Origin of the sequence: Polyangium mundeleinium (assembly GCF_028369105.1) — a bacterium.
Taxonomy (GTDB): domain Bacteria; phylum Myxococcota_A; class Polyangia; order Polyangiales; family Polyangiaceae; genus Polyangium; species Polyangium mundeleinium.
In genome coordinates, this window is the sequence record NZ_JAQNDO010000001.1 from 10,556,301 (window position 1) to 10,577,775 (window position 21,475).

The 21,475-nt window shown below is 67.0% G+C and carries 4 protein-coding genes and 1 pseudogene; all 5 read right to left on the bottom strand.

Features of this window, described 5'->3' with window-relative positions; all coding sequences use genetic code 11:
- Positions 1 to 108: 108 nt before the first annotated feature.
- Entirely contained in the window at positions 109 to 834 is a 726-nt protein-coding gene (locus POL67_RS41560) for a DUF6875 domain-containing protein (RefSeq protein WP_271926603.1), read from the bottom strand.
- The gene (locus tag POL67_RS41565) at positions 831 to 2,456 is read right to left on the bottom strand and encodes a cyclic peptide export ABC transporter (protein WP_271926604.1); all 1,626 of its coding nucleotides are present in this window, start codon (positions 2,454 to 2,456) and stop codon (positions 831 to 833) included. Before POL67_RS41565 ends, POL67_RS41560 begins: the two co-directional genes overlap by 4 nt.
- Positions 2,453 to 4,084: a cyclic peptide export ABC transporter gene (locus POL67_RS41570; protein ID WP_271926605.1), complete on the bottom strand. Its 1,632-nt coding sequence runs from the start codon at positions 4,082 to 4,084 to the stop codon at positions 2,453 to 2,455. Before POL67_RS41570 ends, POL67_RS41565 begins: the two co-directional genes overlap by 4 nt.
- On the bottom strand, positions 4,072 to 10,371 hold the full coding sequence (locus POL67_RS41575) for a non-ribosomal peptide synthetase (RefSeq protein WP_271926606.1): 6,300 nt from the start codon (positions 10,369 to 10,371) through the stop codon (positions 4,072 to 4,074). Before POL67_RS41575 ends, POL67_RS41570 begins: the two co-directional genes overlap by 13 nt.
- A 74-nt stretch (positions 10,372 to 10,445) precedes the next feature.
- Positions 10,446 to 21,473 (bottom strand): annotated as a pseudogene (locus tag POL67_RS41580) (amino acid adenylation domain-containing protein); the annotation flags it as partial.
- Between the last annotated feature and the right edge of the window lie 2 nt (positions 21,474 to 21,475).

Sequence of the window (21,475 nt, forward strand, 5' to 3'; positions counted from 1 at the left end):
GAGCAAGCAGCCCCGAAGAGATCACAATGTCGCGAATGGTGAGCCCGAGCGTCGTTTTTCTCGAGCGATGTTCGTCGTGCTTCCGAGTCGGGGCCACGAGGTCCTCCATCAATCGACGTTTCCATCCGGTCGAAACGCTGCATCCACGACCTCCTCCCAGCGCGTCGGCAGTTTGGGGATGTCGGCGGCTGCGACGCGCGCCATGAGCTCGTCGCGGGAGGAGACGTCGAACTTCCGGATGTAGGCGAGCAGGCACTCCGGGCGCGAGAACAAGAACATCAGATCGGTGAGCTGCATCGAGCGAATCACCAGCATCGGGTGCGGCGCTTCGAGGGGGCGGTAGTCAGGGTTGTGCAAGCCAGGCTCAAGGCAGCCGGGGTAGAATTGGCCAATCATCAAGCCCTGCGCGGTGATCTCGGGCTTCAGCGCGAAATGCACTGGATCGATCAGCATGGGCCCGCCATCGTTGGGCAAATCCGGAAACAGGGTCAGGATGGCGCGAAACTCGCGGCCGACCTCCGTGGTGGGCGGCAGCGTCGGAAAGCGCGCCGCCAGCGCGCGCATTACCGGCTCCACGGCGGCGGGGTGGAGCTCGCCCTGGTACACATGAAAGCGGATGGCCCGAAAGCGGGCCAAGGCAGGACCGACGAAGGGGCAGACGTGGCCCTTGCGGCCGAGCAGCGGATTCGGCTTGGCGATGTAGGTCTGGAGCCAGGTCAGCACCTCGAGCAGCTGCGCGCGTGCATTTGCAGGCAGATCGGCACTCTGCTCGACGAGCTGGTTGGCGCTGATCAATTCAGGCTCACCGGCCATTTCATCGATTCTCGGGTTCATGCGCGTTCCACAGACCGAATACGGCCGTACTCCATGGTTATCACGCGATCCGCACAGTGGAAGAATCGGTCGTCGTGGGTGACTGCAATGACCGTCTTCCCGCGCTCCTTCAGCGCCGGCAACAGCTCTTCGTAGAAGTACGCGCGGAACTCGGGGTCCTGATCTGCGGCCCATTCGTCGAACACACAGATGGGCCGATCCTCGAGGAGCGCCACGATCATGGCCAGGCGCTTGCGCTGTCCGGTGGAGAGATTGCGGTTCGTGAAACCCTTGTTCTCGAACGACGTCTTCTGCTGGAGATCCATCTGCGCGAGCAACCGGTGCACGGCCGCCGGGTCGACGTCGAGCAGCCCGTAGAGCTTGGCGAACAGGTGGAAGTCCGAATAGATGGCCGAGATCTTCTCCCGATACGCGGCAACGTTGTTGGAATCGACGCGTACCCCGCCGACCAGGAGATCGCCGCTCGTCGGCGGATACAGCCCCGTGAGCACCTTGAGGGCCGTCGACTTGCCGCTCCCGTTCCCGCCGACGATGAACACAATCTCGCCTTCCGTGATGTCGACATCGAGAGGTCCGATGCGGAACGCGCCATCGCCGTCCTCGGAAACGTATTCGAACTCGATGCCGCGCCCCGCGATGACGCCGAATCCACCTCGCCATGCGTCCTCGACGTCCAGCGCGATTCGTGCCTCCTGGATGGCCTTGTCGAGCTTTTCCTCCAGCGTCCGCGCTCTGTCTAGCGCCACATTCGAGCGGATGTATGCAGGCGCTCCCGTGATCAGCACGGTCATGGGTCCCCAAAGGAACAGGATGGCCGCGACGATGCCAACCAGCGCAGAGGAGTTCACATCGATGTGCTGTGGAATGACGAGGACGATGACGCCGAGCAGCGCATAAAGGTTGCCGCTGGCGAAGATGAAATTGTCGCCGTTCATCTCGCCGGACTTCAGGTTGAATCCCCGCAGCGCCTCCGACGACCGCTCGATGTCGGTGCAGATGTCCCGCCCGCGCCGGCGGCTGAGCTTGACCTCCTTGAAGCCCTTCAGCAGGTCCGTGAGCCGATCGAAGAACACGACGCGGGCGTCCCCGAGGCGCTGCAGATAGCGCTCGAGCTCCTTCGCCCTGTCTCGGTACGTCGAGTAGCCGATGGCGAGCAAGAACGTAATGGCGATAAAGGTCGGCAGGGAGATCCAGGCGACGTACAGCACCGCGAACGCCAGGATGATGGCCGCTTGCAAGAAGGCCGATATCAGCGGCCCGTAGTTGGACACGACGCTCAGGTTTTCCGTGATGCCGTCGTGGATCTCCGCAGTGCCGATGCGCTCGACCCCCTGGATGTCCGCCTTCTCGAGCTTGTCGACGATCCTGATCTTGATCCGGTGCAGCGCCGATTCCACGACCGTGGCCGTCCGGTAGTACACGTATTTCGCGCTGAGATAGTGGCCGACGACCACGAGCGCGAAGAGGCCGACCGCCGAAAGCCCCGAACGCTCCGGCGCGCCGGCCACGACATTCGCCCCGATAAGCACGAACATGCTCGTGGCGCCCGCCACGCACGCCGCCATGAAGATGCGACGGCGCTCGTTCCCCGCCTCCTGGGTGATGAGGTCGACGATCGTCAAGGCGCATCCATTCGGGTGGTCGCCTGGACCTTCCCGTAGCTCAGCTTGATGACGCGGTCCGCGCAATGAAAGTAGCGATCATCGTGGGTGACGGCGATGACCGTCTTGCCCCGGCCCTTCAACGCGGGCACGAGATCCTCGTAGAAGTATCTGCGGAATCCAGGATCCTGATCGGCGGCCCACTCGTCGAATACGTAAACGGGGCGGTCCTCGAGGAGCGTCATGATCGTGGCCAGGCGCCTGCGCTGGCCGGTCGACAGAGCGCGCCGGGTAAATTGCTGCTCCTCGAAAGAGGTTTTCCCCTGGAGGCCCATTTCCGCGATCAGCGCGCGTACCGATTCCGGCTTCGCGTCCAGCATGCCATAGAGCTTGGAGAAGAGGTGGAAGTCCGAATAGATCGCCGAAATCATCTCGCGATACGCGGCCACGTTCTCCGGCTGGACGAGGACACCACCGACGCGCAGCTCTCCGCCGCTCCGCGGGTAGAGCCCCGTGAGCACCTTGAGCAGCGTCGATTTGCCGCTCCCGTTCCCACCGACGAGGAAAACGACCTCGCCCGGCTCGATGTCGAGGCTCAGAGGGCCGACGCGGAAGTTCCTGTCTCCGTTGTCGGAGGGATACTCGTACACGATATCGCGTGTCGAGAGGGTGCCGATGCGACCATTCCAGGGATCCTCGGTCTTCTGGACGGCCGCTCGCTGAACGGCCTCATCGAGCTTCCCCTCCAGCGCCCGGATCTGTTCGAATGCGACGCTGGATCGAAACACCGCATTGAGCCCTCCGGCCACGCTGGTGAAGGGGCCCCACACGAACGCGGTGCATGTGACCAGGCTGGCCATGGTCTGGGCATCCACGTCGACGTACCTGGGCAGAGTGAAAACGACCGCCCCCAGCAGGATGTACAGGACGCAGTTGGGCATGACCAAAACGCCGCTGAGCCCCTCGGCCGTCCTCACGGCGCCGGTGCGGAGGGACTCGGCCATCCCCACGATATCGTCGTGGATCTCACGCCCGCGCCGGCGGCTGAACTTGGCTTCTTTGAAGCCCTTCAGCAGATCCATGACCCTATCGAAGAGCTCGAGCCGTAGCTGCCCCATGTGGCGCAGCACATCGACGACCTCTTCGAATCTGTATTGAACGATGAAGAACCCGAACACCAACATGAGCGCGATCAGCGCGAAGGCTGGCAGCGAGATCCACGCAATGTAAACGAGCCCGAACACGAGGACGAAAAGCGCCTGCAGGAAGCTCCCGAGCACCCACCCTTGCTCCGATACGACGGACATGTTCTCCGTGACGCGATCGAAGATCTCTGCGGTCCCGACGCGCTCGAGCCCCTCGAGCTCCGTTCGCTCGATCTTCTCGGCGATCCTCGTCCTGATGCGGTGGAGCACAGCCTCGACGAGGGACGTCGTCCGGTGGTATGTCGATCGAGCGCCGAGGACGTAGAGAGCCATCGTCAGCACGAACATGAAAAGCTCGCGCAGGTCCGCCTTCTCCGGGGACCCGGCAAGGACATTGGCGCCGACGAGGAGGAGCGCGTTCGCGACCCCCCCCATCGTCGCGACGGCCAGGATGGAAGCCCGCTGCCCCTTCGCCTCCTCGAGAAGAAGGTCTATGACGTACATTGCTGCCTCGCGATCAAGCGAGCTTCCACGCGCGTGGAGGCGTCCGCCTCGGTCGACGGGCCCGAAGGCGTCTCCCCGAATGCGTCGCGCGAGGTGAATTGCGCGATGAGGCGTCGCAGCGACGAAAGGACCCTTTCCGCGATCCGCTCCACCGTCGATTCTTCGTACATCGCGGGGCTGTAGCTCCATGTGAACCGCAGGCGCCCGTGCATCACGATGCCACTCAATACGAGCTCATGAAACAACGCCATGTTCGGGCTCGCGCTCGTGTGCTCCGTCCCCGCGAACTCCCAGGTCGAGCCCGCCTCATGCTGCCCGAGATAGTTGAACAGCATCGGCATTGACACGGTGAGCGACGCGCGTACGGCCTCGTCCGGGTGCGCATACCGCAGCCATCCGTATCCCACGCCCCGTGCTGGCATGGACCGGAGCTGCTCCTTCACACCATTCAGCAGCGCAGCCGGATCGCCCCCCGGAGGCACGCGCAGCGAGAGCGGGAACAGCGACGAGAACCACCCCACGGTGCGGGACACGTCGACGTCCTCCACCACGGGCTCGCGACCATGATGCTGCAATGCCACGCAGACCGTATCTGTCTCGGAGGACGCGCTCAATCCTTCTGCGAGCGCCGATAGCAGGACCGCATGGATCTCCGTTCCACGACCCGAACCCACGTCGTGGAGGAGTGCACTGGTCTCTGCCGCCGACAGCTCCACCTCCAGGGTGCGGCTATCGCCGAAGGTCCCCACCGCGCCGTCGCGGTCCCGCGCGCCCGGCGTAACGCTGCGAGCGCATTGCGCCTGCCAGTACGCGAGTTCCTCCGACAGACCGCCGCCGCCGACAAACGCGTGCAATCGCTCGGACCACTGGCGAAGGGATGTCGTCTTGGGTCCGAGATCCGGCGTCCGCCCAGCGATCAGCGCATCGCAGGCGCGCTCTACGTCCTCGCACACGATGCGCCATGACACGATGTCCGTGACGAGGTGATGCATGGCGATGAGCAACCGCGTCCCACATTCACCCATCTCCAGCCACGCAGCGCGGAGAATCGGGCCGCTGGACAGATTCATACCCCGTTGCAGGACCTCCGCTGCCTTCTTCACGGCGGCATCGCGGGCCGAGGGCGGAAGCGCCGACAGGTCCACCCGCTCGAGCACCAGGGTCGCCCCCTCCTCGTACGTCTGCACCCACCCGGCGTTGGTGCGACGATACCGAAGCCGCAATGCGTCGTGCTGCTCCGCGAGGATCCGCAGCGCCTCTGCGGCGATCTCCGGCGATAGCGCGGGCGGCGGCGTCCACGACATCGCCGGGCTGAAGTGATGAGCGTCTTCGGGATCTCTATCCAGGAACCAGTGCTGGATCGGCGTCAGCGGGACCGTCCCGGTCACGGCGCCCTGCTCCGCGAGGACCGCGCTTTCCCTGCGCGCCGCCTGCGCGAGCTGCGCCACCGTCTGGTGCGCGAAAAGATCGCGCACGGTCAGGTGGAGGCCAGCTTGTTTGGCGCGGCCTATCACCTGGATCGCGAGGATCGAGTCCCCTCCGAGCGTGAAGAAGTTATCGTGGATCCCGACGGGCGAGAAATGCAGCACCTGCGACCACAGCTCGGCGAGCGCGCGCTCCGTCTCGGTCCGCGGCGCCACGTACGAGGTCTCCACCGCGCTACGCGTCATCTCCGGTGCCGGCAGCGCCTTGCGGTCCACCTTGCCGCTGGGATTCAGCGGCAGCGCCGCCAGCCGCACGAATACAGAGGGGACCATGTACGCGGGCAGCGAGGCCTGCATGTGCTCGCGCAGCGTGCCCTCCGAACATTCGCCTTCCCCGACCACCACGTACGCGACCAGCCGCTTGTCGTCGGCTGCGTACGCCCAGGCAACCACAGCGCACGCTCGCACCGCCGGATGGGACGACAGCACCGCCTCGATCTCGCCGAGCTCGATGCGGAAGCCCCGGATCTTCACCTGGTGATCAATACGCCCGAGGAACTCCAGCTCTCCGTTCGTGTCCCATCGGGCGAGGTCACCCGTGCGATACATCCGCGCCCCGGGCACATTCGAGAACGGGTCGGGGACGAAGCGCTCCGCTGTCAATCCGGGGCGCGCCAGATAGCCGCGCGCGAGCCCGGCGCCCGCAATGTACAGCTCCCCAGGGATGCCCACCGGGACCTGCATCAGGTTTCGGTCGACCACATGGAGCTGCGTGTTGGCGATACCTCGGCCGATCCGGACGTAGCTCTGCTCGGCGTCGACGCGATATTGCGCAGACCAGATCGTCGTCTCCGTCGGCCCATACACGTTCCTGACCGTGGATGCCCGGAGTGCGAGCTTGGCCGCGAGATCCGGCGTCATTGCTTCTCCGCCGCACAGCACCTGCAGGGGCCTTCCCCCCTTCCAGCCTGCGTCGAGTACCATGCGCCACGTCGCAGGCGTCGCCTGCATCATCGTCGCGCGCTCCAGGGCTCTCACCAGCGCTTCCCCATTGCTCACGTCTTCCTGCGACGCAAGGTGGACCGAGGCCCCCCGAAGCAAGGGCATGAACAGCTCCAGCCCGGCGATATCGAAGGACAGCGACGTGACGGCCAGCATCGCGTCCTGGGGCCCGGCCCCCATCTCTTCGGCGAAATCGTGGAGCAGGTTCGTCAGCGCGCCGTGCAGAACCTGAACGCCTTTGGGCCTCCCGGTCGAGCCCGACGTATAGATGACATAAACCGCGTTTTCCGGCCCTATCTGGGCGCCGGGAGGCGTGAGCGGCAGCTCCCGCCAAGGGGGGGCGCTCGCATCGAGATGCACCGTCACGGCCTCGTGTGCAGGCAATCTGTCCTGCAGGCGCTCCTGGGTGAGCAGCACCGCGGGCCGAGCGTCTGTCAGCATGTAGGCCAGCCTCTCCCGCGGATAGCCGGCGTCGAGTGGCACGTACGCGCCACCCGCCTTCAGAATGCCGAGCAGCCCCACCACCATCTCCAGCGAACGCTCGACACATAGCCCCACCAGCACCTCCGAGCTCACGCCCAGCGCGCGCAGATGGTGGGCGAGCTGATTCGAGCGCTGGTCGAGCTCCCGGTAGGTGAGCTGCTGCTCGTTGAATACCAATGCCACCGCGTCGGGTGTCCGTGCGACCTGCTCCTCGAAGAGGCCGTGAATGCACTTGCCCTCGGGATACGCGGCCGCCGTATCGTTCCAGGCAGCGATCTGCCCGTGCTCCGCCTCGGTCAGGAAGGCAAGCTCGGACAGGGGTTTGTCAGGACGCGCCACCGCGCCGAGGAGCAAGGTGTGCAGGTGCTCGCCCAGCCGCTTCGCCGCGGCGTCGTCCACGCGCGTCGTGTCATAGGCAAGGTGGACGCTGGTCCCTTCCGCGTCACGGACCAGGGCGAACACCAGCGCGTTTTTCGCGGTTGTCACACCGGGGGACACCGCTTCGAGGAACGGCGACCACCCCGCCGCGGTCCCGGCGTGCGGCGCCGATACATCGAAGAGGAGCACGTCATACAGCGGGTTCTCATCGCCGTGCCTGGACAACCTCTGGTCCTGCACCACCACGTCGAACGGCAATGCCTGATGCTCGTGGACCTCCACGGACGTGCGCCTCGCAGTCGATAGCAGCTCGCCAAACGTCGGGTTTCCCGAAAGGTCGGTCCGCAGCACGACCGTGTTCGTGAAGAAGCCCAGGAGGCTTTCCGCGCCCGGCACCTCGCGATTCGCGATCACCGCCCCCAGCCCGAAGTCCTTCTGGCCGCTGTAACGCGACAGGACCGCCGTCAGGACCGCATACCACGCCATGAACGGCGTACAGCCGTGCTCACGCGCCAACGCATGCAGCGCGCTGCTCGCATGCGCTGGAATGCGGAGCATCACGCTCGCTTCGGGGCCTGGGCCGTCCCCCGCGGCGGGGCGAAGAATGGGCAACTGGAGTCGCGGCACGCCCGCGAGTTTGTCCTTCCAGTACGCACGCGACGCCCCGAACCCGCCTCCTGTCAGCGCATCCTGCTCCGACCGTGCATAGTCAGCGAACTGGTACGAAAGCCTCGGCAGATTCGCAGGCTCGCCGCGGCAGCACGCCTCGTACAACCGCGAGAGCTCGGAGAGAAGCACGCCGCTGGACCATTCGTCCGTGATGATGTGGTGTTGCAGGACGAGCACAACGTGGTGCTCAGCCGCCATGCTCACGATGAGCACTCGCGTCAGCGGTCCGGCTCCGAGGTCGAAATGAACCCCGATCTCGGCCTCCAGGAGCGCGTGCAAGGCGTCTTCCCGCGCCCCTTCGGGCAACGCCGAGACGTCCTCCACGCGCACCGGAATCGATACGCTCTCCACCACCACCCGCCTCGGCACGCCGTCCACCTCGGGATACGTCGTGCGCAGGATCTCCTGCCGCTCCGCGAGCAACGTCACGCTCCGGCGCAGCGCCGGCTCCGAGAGCGCGCCTCGAAGGACGAACATCTGCGGGACCTGGTACGACAGCGCCTCGGGCGAGAGTTTGTCGACGAACCACATCCGCCGCTCGGTCCCCGAGAGGCCGGCGTACGCGGGATCGAGCTCGCCGCGCGGGGCGGGAGAGAGGGCGACCACGGGCGCCGAGCGCTTCTCCATCCCGTCCAGCGACGCTGCCAGGGCCGCCACCGTCGATTGCTGAAATAGCGTCGCCACGGTCAGCCCGAGCCCGAGCCGCGCTTTCACCGCGGACACGAGGCGCACCGCCAAAAGCGAATGGCCGCCGAGCAGGAAGAAGTCGTCGTGCGCGCCGATGGGCCGCACCTCGAGCAACTCTTCCCATAGGGCCACGAGCGCGCACTCCGTTTCGGTCCTCGGCGCCACGTACGAGGTCTCCGCGTCGCCGCGCGTCGCCTCGGGCGACGGCAGCGCCTTGCGGTCGACCTTGCCGTTCGCGGAGAGCGGCAGTTTGTCGAGGAACACGAACGCCGACGGCACCATGTATTCCGGCAATTTCGCGCGGATCCACTCCCGCAAATCACCTGTCGTGCACGCGCCGTCCTTCACCACCACGTAGGCGACGATTCGCTTGTCCCCCGGCGCATCCTCACGCGCCACGACGACGCACGACCCCACCGCGGCGTGCGAGCAGAGCGCCGCCTCGATTTCGCCTGTCTCGACTCGGAACCCTCGGATCTTCACCTGGTGATCGGCGCGACCCAAAAACTCAAGCTCGCCGTCTTCGTTCCAGCGCGCGAGATCCCCGGTGCAGTACATCCGGGCGCCAAGCTCCTTCGAGAAAGGATCCGGGACAAACCGCTCCGCCGTCATGCCAGGACGATTCAGATAGCCACGCGCCAGGCCCACCCCCGCGAGGTGGATCTCCCCTGCCATTCCTATGGGCACGGGCCGCTTGGCGCCATCGAGCACGTGGATCTGCACGCCGTGAACCGGTCGGCCGATCGAAAAACTCTCCGGCCGCTCTGGATCAAAATAAGCTTGCGCGCCGAAGATGCTGAACTCGGTAGGGCCGTAGGAGTTCAGCACGTTCCGGCCCTTCGCCCACTGCGCCGCGAGCGCGGGCGAGGTCGTGTCGCCCGCCAGCGTGATATGGCGCAGATGGGGTGCGCGACAGTTCAGCACCCGCAGCATCGCGGGCGGGATGAACGACACCGTGATCCCACGGTTCTCCAGGCACTCTGCAATGCCCTCGACCGCACCGGAGGCATTGCTCGGCAACACACACGCGGCGCCGTTGCACAGCGATATCATCCAGTCGATGATCGCTCCGTCGAACGCCACCGCTGCGCTCTGCAACACGCGATCGCTCGGATGGATCACGAAGTGCTCGCGCTGGAATGCCACACGCGCGGCCAGCCCCCGGTGTTCGTTGATCACCGGCTTGGGTTTGCCCGTGGAGCCTGAGGTGAACACCACGTAATTCGCATGCTCGGGCTTGACGCCGCTCTCGGGGGGAGCATCCGGCTGCGACGCCCATTGCGTCGCGTCCGCGTCGAGCCGCACCATCGTCACACCGGACGCCGTGAACCGGTCCTCAAGGCTTTCGTGCGTCAGCAGCACCGGTGCCTGCGCTTCGGATAGCAGGAGCGAGAGCCTGTCCGCCGGATATGCCGGATCCAGCGGCACGAATGCGCCGCCTGCCTTCAGGATCCCGACCAGGCCCACCACCATGTCGAACGACCGCTCCACGCACAGCGCCACGCGCACCTCGGGCCCAACGCCGAGAGAGCGAAGGTGGTGCGCCAGCCGGTTCGCCTGCGCCTCGAATTCACCATAGCTGAGCTGCCGGCCGTCCTGCTCGAGGGCCACGGCCCCCGGCGCCTTCGCCGCCTGCTCCGCCATGAGCTCGTGAATGCACCGCGCGGCGGGGTCCACTTTGGGCGTGTCGTTCCACGCGGCGAGTTTTCCGTCTCCTCTTCGGTCAAGAGGTCCAAGTCCGACAAACGTTTGTCTGGGTGCGTCGCGGCATCCGTCACCACCGTCCGCAGATGCCCGCACAACCGCTCCGCTGCCGTGCGCGAGACACGCCTCGTGTCGTACAGGACCTCCACGACGGTCCCCTCGGCCGAGTGCTGCACGGACACGGCGAGCGCGTCCTTCGCCGTCGCCATGCCCTCGTGCACCGCCCCAAGGACGGGTGACCAGCCGGCCGTAGCTCCGGTGCTCGGCGACGTCACCTCGAAGAAGGCCACGTCATACAGCGGGTTCTCTCCGGCCTGCCGCGAGAGCCCCTGATCCTGCACCACGATGTCGAACGGCAGCGCCTGGTGCTCGTACGCGTCCAGCGAAGTCCGCCGCGCACGCAAGAGCAGTTCGGCAAACGTCGGGTCTCCCGAGAGGTCGGTCCGCAGCACGACCGTGTTCGTGAAGAAGCCCAGGAGGCTTTCCGCGCCCGGCACCTCACGATTCGCGATCACCGCCCCCAGCCCGAAGTCCTTCTGGCCGCTGTAACGCGACAGGACCGCCGTCAGGACCGCATACCACGCCATGAACGGCGTACAGCTGTGCTCACGCGCCAGCGCATGCAGCGCGCTGCTCGCATATGCAGGAATGCGAAGCATCACGCTCGCTTCGGGGCCTGGGCCGTCCCCCGCGGCGGGGCGAAGAATGGGCAACTGGAGCCGCGGCACGCCCGCGAGTTTGTCTTTCCAATATGCACGCAACGCCCCGAACCCGCCTCCCGTCAGCGCATCCTGCTCCGACCGTGCATAGTCGGCGAACTGGTACGAAAGCCCCGGCAGACTCGCAGGCTCGCCGCGGCAGCACGCCTCGTACAGCCGCGAGAGCTCGGAGAGCAGCACGCCGCTGGACCATTCATCCGTGATGATGTGGTGCTGCAGGACCAGCACGACATGGTGCTCAGCCGCGATCCTCACCACGAGCACCCGCGTCAGCGGTCCGGCTCCGAGATCGAAACGAACCCTGATCTCAGCATCCAGGAGCGCGCGCAAGGCGCCTTCCTGCCCCGCTTCGGGCAACGCCGAGACGTCCTCCACGCGCACCGGAATCGATACGCTCTCCACCACCACCCGCCTCGGCACGCCGTCCACCTCGGGATACGTCGTGCGCAGGATCTCCTGCCGCTCCGCCAGCAGCACCACGCTCTTTCGCAGCGCCGGCTCCGAGAGCGCGCCTCGAAGGACGAACATCTGCGGGACCTGGTACGACAGCGCCTCGGGTGAGAGTTTGTCGGCGAACCACGTCCGCCGCTCGGCCCCCGAGAGGTCGGCGTACGCGGGATCGGCTGCGCCGCGCGGGGCGGGAGAGAAGGCGGCCACGGGCGCCAATCGCTTCGCCATCCCGTCCAACGACGCCGCCAGGGCCGCCACCGTCGATTGCTGAAATAGCGTCACGACGCTCAGCTCGCGCCCGAGCCTCGCCTTCACCGCGGACATCATGCGTATCGCCAGGAGTGAATGGCCGCCGAGCAGGAAGAAGTCGTCGTGCGCGCCGATGGGCCGCACGTCGAGCAACTCTTCCCAAATGGCCACGAGCGCGCGCTCCGTCTCGGTCCGCGGCGCCACGTACGACGTCTCCGCCTCGCCGCGCGTCGCCTCGGGCGACGGCAGCGCCTTGCGGTCCACCTTGCCGCTCGGATTCAGCGGCAGCTCCGTCAGCCGCACGAACGCTGACGGCACCATATACTCCGGCAATGTCGCGCTCAGGTGCTCACGCAATGCGCCCGGCGCCCACCCCTCCTCCGCTGCAACCACGTACCCCACCAGCCGCTTGTCGCCCGACGCGTCCTCCCGCGCCACCACCACGCTGCCGCGCACCGACCCGTGCGTCGCGAGCGCCGCCTCGATCTCGCCGAGCTCGATCCGGAACCCGCGGACCTTCACCTGGTGGTCGATGCGGCCCAGGAATTCAAGCTCCCCGTCCTCCCTCCAGCACGCCAGGTCGCCCGTGCGATACATCCGCACGCCCGCCTCGGGCGAAAACGGGTCTGGAACGAATCGCTCCGCCGTCAGCTCGGACCGATTCAGGTAGCCGCGAGCGAGCTGCACGCCCGACAGGTACAGCTCCCCCGCTACGCCCACGGGCACCGGGCGCAAATCGTCGTCGAGCACGTACGTGCGCGTGTTGTCGATCGGACGCCCGATCGGCACCGGCCCCTCCTCGTCCGCCCGGCAGGCGTGGCTCGTCACATCAATGGCCGCCTCCGTAGGGCCATACAGATTGTGGAGCTCGCCCTTGCTGCCCCCATACCAGGACCCACGCAAGTGCGCCGGCAGCGCCTCGCCGCTCGCGAACACCAGCCGCAGCGACGCGCGCTCCCGGGGCTCCGTCGCCGCCAGGAACACGCCGAACATCGACGGTACGAAATGCGACACCGTGACGCCGCGCTTCTCGATGAGCGCAGCGAGATAACGCGGATCCTTGTGCCCCTCGGGCGCCGCAATCACCATGCGCGCGCCCTCCAAAAGCGGCCACCACAATTCCCAGCCCGACACGTCGAACGACAGCGGCGTCTTCTGCAAGACCGCGTCGCTCGCCTTCAGACCGTAGGCGCGCTGCATCCAGCGCAGGCGATTGTCGAGCCCGCGATGCGTGTTCAGCACACCTTTCGGCCGACCCGTCGAGCCTGAGGTGTAAATCACGTACATCGCATTGTCCGGCCCTACCTCCACGTCGGGCGGCGTGACCGGCTGCTCCTGCCAGCGGGCCGCGCCTGCATCGAGGTAGACCGTGACAACCTCATGCGCGGGCAGCCTCCCCTCCAGGCGCTCCTGGGTCAGCAGCACCGCCGGACGCGCGTCCATCAGCATGTAGGCCAGACGTTCCCGCGGATAGCCAGGGTCGAGCGGCACGTACGCGCCACCCGCCTTCAGAATGCCGAGCAGCCCCACCACCATCTCCAGCGAACGCTCGACGCACAGCCCGACCCGCACCTCCGGGCCCACGCACAGCCCGCGCAGGTGGTGGGCGAGCTGATTCGAGCGCTGGTCGAGCTCCCGATAGGTGAGCTCGTGCTCGCCGAACACCAATGCCACGGCATCAGGCGTCCGCGCGACCTGCTCCTCGAAGAGCTCGTGAATGCACTGTTCGGGGGGGGCCGCCGCCGTGGCATTCCAGGCTGCGAGCTGCCCGTACTCCGGCTCGGTGAGGAGATCGAGCTCGGACAGAGGTTTGCCCGGGTGCGCCACCATGTCGAGGAGCAGGGTGCGCAGGTGCCCCCCGATTCGCTCGACGTCTTCCTCGCGGAGCGCTGCGGGATCCCACATCCAGTGCAGGTTGAGCGTTTTGCTCGCCACCACCGCAATGGCGAGCGGATAGCTCGTCTGCTCGAAGCTCCGGAAGCCCACGATCGGCAGGACCTCGGCCTGCTGCGCAGCTTCGTCCACCGGGTAGTTCTCGAAGAGGAGGAGCGTGTCGAACAGCGCGCGGCCGCCGCCCACCGCGCACGATCGCTGCACCTCGTAAAGCGGCGTCGCCTCGTGGGCGCGCAGCTCGACCTGCTCGGCTTGCAGCCGCTTGAGCCATTCGACCACGCCCTCCGCTCCCGACCAGCGGGCCCGGAGCGGCAGCGTGTTGATGAACAAGCCGACCATCCGCTCGATGCCGGCGATTGGCGCGCTGCGACCGGAGGTCGTCATGCCAAGGACAACATCCGGTCGTCCCGCGTAACGGCCGAGGATCTGCGCGAGCGCCCCTTGCACCACCGTATTCACGGTCAGGCCGTGCCGCCGTGCGAACGCCGTGACCTCCTCGGTCTCGGCGTCCGTCAGCGAGGCATTGCGATGCGCGTGCTCCCGCGTCGCCCCGGCAGCCATCGCCGCGGGAGGCGGAAATGGCAGCCGCGTCGGCTCCTCGACGCCGTCCAGGTAGGCGGCGAAAAACGCCGACGACGCCTGTTCGTCCCTCGTGGCGAGCCAGGCGATGTAGCGCTCATACGGCGCTGGTTCCGGCAATACGAGCTTGTTCCCGCCTCGGAGCGCGGCATAAGCGGCCTGCAGTTCTCCGAGCACGACCGGCATCGACCAGCCGTCGGACAGGATGTGATGCGTGGTCTTCAGCATCCACGTCCGACCTCCGGGCATCCGCACGAGCGCAACCCGCGCCAGCGGAGCGCACGTGAAATCGAAGCCCGCGGCGCGCTCCTCGCGCTGCAGGGCTTCCCAGCGCGCCTCTGCCTCAGCCGCGTCCAGCACGGACCAGTCGTACGTCGGCATTGCGAAGGAGATGCGGAGCCGCACCACCTGCAGCGGCTCCGGGACCCCCTGCCACACGAACGACGTCCGGTAGACCGCATACCGTGCGAACACGGTCTTCCACGCGCTCTCGAGGGCCGCGGCGTCCACCTCGCCGCCCAGCTCGAGCGCAAGCTGGACCGTGTAAGTCGGCGATTCCGGCTCACGCAGAGCGTGGAACAAAAGGCCTGCCTGAAGCGGCGAGAGCGGGTAGATACTCTCCACGCCGCGCGTGGTCCCGAAGAGGCGGTCCAGGGCCTCTTGCCCGAGCCGCGCGAGCGGGAAGTCCGAGGGCGTGTATCCAAATGCCTCGCCCGAAGTGCAATGGGCGATGAGCCGCCGTAGCGAAGCGACGAACCGTGCCGCGAGCCGCTCCACCGTGGACGCGTCGTGCACCACGGGGCTGTACGTCCATTCGAACCGCAGGCGCCCCTGCCAAACGCCGCCGTTCACCGCAAGCGTATGCCACAGCCTCATCCGCGGGCTCGTAGACCTCCCCGTCGACGCGCCCGCCGGCCCGAGCAACCCTCGGCCCTGCGCCGCCATGTCGAGCTGTCCGAGGTAATTGAACACCACGGGCGAATCGACTGACAGCGAGGCTCGCACCGCCGCGTCCGGGTGCCCATACCGCAGCCAGCCGTACCCCACGCCTCGGCTCGGTACCGACCGGAGTTGCTCCTTGATCCCCTTCAGCAGCGCCGCAGGATCGTCGTTCCCCGGCACCGTCAGCCAAACGGGGAACATGGCCGTGAACCATCCGACGGTGCGGGACACGTCCACGTCCTCGACCACCGCTTCGCGCCCGTGCCCCTCCAGGTCGACGCAGATGGTATTCGTCTTGCAAAACGCGCTCAGCGCGAATGCGAGCGCCGAAAGCAAGACGTCATTGATCTCGGTGCGGTAGGCCGCGCTCACGGCGTGCAGAAGCGCTCGGGTCTCCTCCGCTGACAGCTCCACGTCCACCGTACGGCTCTCGCCCACCGTGCCCGGCGCCGCCTTGCGGTCGAGCGGGAGCGGTGCCACGGCGCGCTCGCATTGCGCCTGCCAGTAGCCTAGCTCCTCCGACAGGCCGCCGCCGGCCACGAATCCGTGCAGCCGCTCCGACCATTGCCGGAACGAGGTCGTCTTGGCGGCGAGCTGCGGTGTTTGTCCGGCCAGCCGGACCTCGCAGGCGCGCTCGAGGTCATCGTGCAGAATGCGCCACGACACGCCATCCACGACGAGATGGTGCACGACGAGCAGGAGCCGCGTCCCTTCCTCGCCCAAATCCAACCACGCCGCGCGGGCGACCGGGCCCGTGAAGAGTGACAAACCTCCTTGCAGGGTATCCGCCACGTTCTGCACAGCGGCCTTGCGTGCCGAGGACGGCACCGCCGAGAGGTCCACCCGCTCGAGCGGCAGCGCCACCTCCTCCGCGTGGCTCTGCACCCACCCGGACTCCGCGCGGTGATACCGCAATCGCAGCGCGTCGTGTTGCCTCAACACGACCTGCAATGCCTCCGCCACGATCTCGGGCGATAGCGTGAACGACGGCGTCCACATCATCGCCTGATTGAAATGATGTATCTCTTCGGGGTCCTTGTTCAGGAACCAATGCTGGCTCGGCGTCAGCGAAGCCCTGCCGGTCACCGCGCCCTGCTCCACCAAAGCTTCGCTCGAGCTGCGCGCCGCCGGCGAAAGCTCCGCGACCGTCTGGTGCATGAACATGTCACGCACGGTCAAGTGCAAACCGGCTCGCTTGGCTCGCCCCACCACCTGGATCGCGAGGATCGAATCGCCTCCGAGCGCGAAGAAGTTGTCGTGGATTCCCACGGGCGTGGCGCGCAGCACCTCCGACCAGATCTCCGTGAGCGCTTGTTCCGCTTCCGTGCGTGGCGCGGCGTAGGCTGCCTCCGCGGCCTGTCGCGTGTCGTCCGGCGCAGGCAGCCGCCTGCGGTCCACCTTGCCGTTCGGCGAGAGCGGCAGCGCATCGAGGGAGACGAAGGCCGACGGGATCATGTAATCGGGGAGCCTGCATTGCAGGTGCTCGCGCAACGCGCCCGCCGCCGGCGCGCCGTCCTTCCCCACCACATAGGCGACGATTCGCTTGTCCCCCGGCGCATCCTCACGCGCCACGACGACGCACGACCCCACCGCGGCGTGCGAGCAGAGCGCCGCCTCGATTTCGCCTGTCTCGACTCGGAACCCTCGGATCTTCACCTGGTGATCGGCGCGACCCAAAAACTCAAGCTCGCCGTCTTCGTTCCAGCGCGCGAGATCCCCGGTGCAGTACATCCGGGCGCCAAGCTCCTTCGAGAAAGGATCCGGGACAAACCGCTCCGCCGTCATGCCAGGACGATTCAGATAGCCACGCGCCAGGCCCACCCCCGCGAGGTGGATCTCCCCTGCCATTCCTATGGGCACGGGCCGCTTGGCGCCATCGAGCACGTGGATCTGCACGCCGTGAACCGGTCGGCCGATCGAAAAACTCTCCGGCCGCTCTGGATCAAAATAAGCTTGCGCACCGAAGATGCTGAACTCGGTAGGGCCGTAGGAGTTCAGCACGTTCCGGCCCTTCGCCCACTGCGCCGCGAGCGCGGGCGAGGTCGTGTCGCCCGCCAGCGTGATATGGCGCAGATGGGGTGCGCGACAGTTCAGCACCCGCAGCATCGCGGGCGGGATGAACGACACCGTGATCCCACGGTTCTCCAGGCACTCTGCAATGCCCTCGACCGCGCCGGAGGCATTGCTCGGCAACACACACGCGGCGCCGTTGCACAGCGATATCATCCAGTCGATGATCGCTCCGTCGAACGCCACCGCTGCGCTCTGCAACACGCGATCGCTCGGATGGATCACGAAGTGCTCGCGCTGGAATGCCACACGCGCGGCCAGCCCCCGGTGTTCGTTGATCACCGGCTTGGGTTTGCCCGTGGAGCCTGAGGTGAACACCACGTAATTCGCATGCTCGGGCTTGACGCCGCTCTCGGGGGGAGCATCCGGCTGCGACGCCCATTGCGTCGCGTCCGCGTCGAGCCGCACCATCGTCACACCGGACGCCGTGAACCGGTCCTCAAGGCTTTCGTGCGTCAGCAGCACCGGTGCCTGCGCTTCGGATAGCAGGAGCGAGAGCCTGTCCGCCGGATATGCCGGATCCAGCGGCACGAATGCGCCGCCTGCCTTCAGGATCCCGACCAGGCCCACCACCATGTCGAACGACCGCTCCACGCACAGCGCCACGCGCACCTCGGGCCCAACGCCGAGAGAGCGAAGGTGGTGCGCCAGCCGGTTCGCCTGCGCCTCGAATTCACCATAGCTGAGCTGCCGGCCGTCCTGCTCGAGGGCCACGGCCCCCGGCGCCTTCGCCGCCTGCTCCGCCATGAGCTCGTGAATGCACCGCGCGGCGGGGTCCACTTTGGGCGTGTCGTTCCACGCGGCGAGTTTCTCCGTCTCCTCTTCAGTCAAGAGGTCCAAGTCCGACAAACGTTTGTCTGGGTGCGTCGCGGCATCCGTCACCACCGTCCGCAGATGCCCGCACAACCGCTCCGCTGCCGTGCGCGAGACACGCCTCGTGTCGTACAGGACCTCCACGACGGTCCCCTCGGCGCCGTGGCGGACGGTCACGGCGAGCGCGTTCTTCGCCGTCGTCACGCCCTCCGGCACCGCGCCGAGCAGCGGTGACCAGCCGGCCGCATCTCCGGTGCTCGGCGGCGTCACCTCGAAGAAGGTCACGTCGAACAGCGGGTTCTCGCCGGCCTGCCGCGAGAGCCCCTGGTCCTGGACCACGACGTCGAATGGCAGCGCCTGGTGTTCGTACGCGTCCAGCGAAGTCCGCCGCGCACGCGAGAGCAGCTCGGCAAACGTCGGGTCTCCCGAGAGGTCGGTCCGCAGCACAACCGTATTCGTGAAAAACCCGAGCATCGCCTCGGTCCCAGCGACCTGGCGATTCGCGAGGACCGCACCGAGGCCGAAGTCCGTCTGCCGGCTGTACCGAGAAAACACAGCCGCCAGGGCCGCATACCAGGCCATGAAGGGGGTCGCGTTGCTTTCGTGCGAGAGCGCCTGCATTCGGCGGCTCGTCTCCGGCGACAAATGAAGCGAGACGCACCCTTCCGGCCCCGAGCCTGCGTCCGAGGGAGGAGAAACCATCGACAGGTCGAGCCGCGGTACGCCGGAGAGAGAATCTTTCCAATAGGCCCGCGACGCCGCGAGCCCGTCGCTGGCGAGCGCCGACTGCTCTGCGCGCGCATAATCCGAAGAATGGTAGACAAGGGGAGGCAGCGCGGCCGTCCCGCCGCGGCGCGACGCCTCGTACAGGGACGAGAGCTCCGCGAGCAAGAGCCCCCACGACCATTCATCCGTGATAACGTGGTGCTGGTGCACGACGACGACATGCCTGTCCGCGGCCGTCTTCACGGCCAGGACCCGGGTCAGCGGGCCACGCTCCAGGTCGAAGCGGGTCTCGACCTCCGCGGCGAGCAGCACCCGGAATGCGGCATCGCGCTCTGCTTCGGGCAGGGACGAGACGTCTTCCACGCGAATCGGAATGGCCACGTCGTCCGACACGCGCCGCCTCGGCGTGCCGTCCACCTCCGGATACGTCGTGCGAAGGATTTCGTGGCGCAATGCCAACGCGCGTACGCTTTCGTGGAGCGCCGGAACTGAGAGCGCGGACACCACCTCGAATACGTGCGGGATCTGGTACGACCTCGCCTCCGGCGACAGCTTCTCCAAAAACCAGATGCGGCGCTCCGTGCCCGACAGGCCCTCATGAGGAGCCTCGCCCTCCGCGCGTGGCGAGAGGCGGATTTGCGGCGCAAACGCCGGTCGCTCTGCCCTCGTGTCACAAATTGCCGAAAGCGCCTCGATCGTCGGATGGCGAAACACCGTCGCTACACTCAGCGCGCCCCCGATCCGCGCCTCGATGGCGGACACGAGGCGAAAGGCCAGGAGCGAATGGCCGCCGAGCCGGAAGAAATTGTCTTTGACCCCGATGGGTCGCACGTCGAGCAACTCTTCCCAAATGGCTACGAGCGCGCGCTCCGTCTCGGTCCGCGGCGCCACGTACGACGTCTCCGCCTCGCCGCGCGTCGCCTCGGGCGACGGCAGCGCCTTGCGGTCCACCTTGCCGCTCGGATTCAGCGGCAGCTCCGTCAGCCGCACGAACGCTGACGGCACCATATACTCCGGCAATGTCGCGCTCAGGTGCTCACGCAATGCGCCCGGCGCCCACCCCTCCTCCGCTGCAACCACGTACCCCACCAGCCGCTTGTCGCCCGACGCGTCCTCCCGCGCCACCACCACGCTGCCGCGCACCGACCCGTGCGTCGCGAGCGCCGCCTCGATCTCGCCGAGCTCGATCCGGAACCCGCGGACCTTCACCTGGTGGTCGATGCGGCCCAGGAATTCAAGCTCCCCGTCCTCCCTCCAGCACGCCAGGTCGCCCGTGCGATACATCCGCACGCCCGCCTCGGGCGAAAACGGGTCTGGAACGAATCGCTCCGCCGTCAGCTCGGACCGATTCAGGTAGCCGCGAGCGAGCTGCACGCCCGACAGGTACAGCTCCCCCGCTACGCCCACGGGCACCGGGCGCAAATCGTCGTCGAGCACGTACGTGCGCGTGTTGTCGATCGGACGCCCGATCGGCACCGGCCCCTCCTCGTCCGCCCGGCAGGCGTGGCTCGTCACATCAATGGCCGCCTCCGTAGGGCCATACAGATTGTGGAGCTCGCCCTTGCTGCCCCCATACCAGGACCCACGCAGGTGCGCCGGCAGCGCCTCGCCGCTCGCGAATACCAGCCGCAGCGACGCGCGCTCCCGGGGCTCCGTCGCCGCCAGGAACACGCCGAACATCGACGGCACGAAATGCGTCACCGTGACGCCGCGCTCCTCCATGAGCGCAGCAAGATAACGCGGATCCTTGTGCCCCTCGGGCGCCGCAATCACCATGCGCGCGCCCTCCAAAAGCGGCCACCACAATTCCCAGCCTGACACGTCGAACGACAGCGGCGTCTTCTGCAAGACCGCGTCGCTCGCCTTCAGACCGTAGGCGCGCTGCATCCAGCGCAGGCGATTGTCGAGCCCGCGATGCGTGTTCAGCACACCTTTCGGCCGACCCGTCGAGCCTGAGGTGTAAATCACGTACATCGCATTGCCCGGCCCTACCTCCACGTCGGGCGGCGTGACCGGCTGCTCCTGCCAGCGGGCCGCGCCTGCATCGAGGTAGACCGTGACAACCTCATGCGCGGGCAGCCTCCCCTCCAGGCGCTCCTGGGTCAGCAGCACCGCCGGACGCGCGTCCGTCAGCATGTAGGCCAGCCGTTCCCGCGGATAACCAGGGTCGAGCGGCACGTACGCGCCACCCGCCTTCAGAATGCCGAGCAGCCCCACCACCATCTCCAGCGAACGCTCGACGCACAGCCCGACCCGCACCTCCGGGCCCACGCACAGCCCGCGCAGGTGGTGGGCGAGCTGATTCGAGCGCTGGTCGAGCTCCCGATAGGTGAGCTCGTGCTCGCCGAACACCAATGCCACGGCATCAGGCGTCCGCGCGACCTGCTCCTCGAAGAGCTCGTGAATGCACTTGCACTCCGGATACGTCACCGCCGTGTTGTTCCACGCCGCCAGCAGGCGCAGCTCGTCGGAGGTGAGCAGGGGCAAGCGCCCCATCGGGCACGCCGGCTCGGCGTGCTCCTCGTTCCAACGCGCCCCAAGGTCGCCGCGGCGGCCTGCGTCCTGACTCCGAATGCATCCGCTCTCGTCGTGCATGCTCATCG